Origin of the sequence: Duganella vulcania (assembly GCF_009857655.1) — a bacterium.
Classification (GTDB): Bacteria; Pseudomonadota; Gammaproteobacteria; order Burkholderiales; family Burkholderiaceae_D; genus Rugamonas; species Rugamonas vulcania.
The window spans coordinates 1-247 of sequence record NZ_WWCX01000340.1 but is presented as its reverse complement, the minus strand read 5'-3'; the positions used below and the strand labels follow the sequence as shown (position 1 = coordinate 247).

The window sequence follows — 247 nt, the reverse complement described above, 5'->3', positions numbered from 1 at the left end:
GGGTCGTTCGAGACCAGGACGTTGATAGGTCAGGTGTGGAAGTGCAGTAATGCATTAAGCTAACTGATACTAATTGCCCGTACGGCTTGTCCCTATAACCTTAGCAGGTTATGGTGAATGAGAAGTATGTTGGAACGTTCGTTGATACAACTTCATTACCTAAATTACTTACTAATTCCAGATTCTGGGCGACGCGAATGCGCGCAGCCCGTACAAGTCAATGCCTGATGACCATAGCAAGTTGGTC

Annotated in this window: 1 rRNA gene; it reads left to right on the top strand. The window is 46.2% G+C overall.

What is annotated here, in order from left to right:
- Nucleotides 1-94 (top strand): 23S ribosomal RNA (locus tag GTP90_RS36305); the annotation flags it as partial.
- Between the last annotated feature and the right edge of the window lie 153 nt (nucleotides 95-247).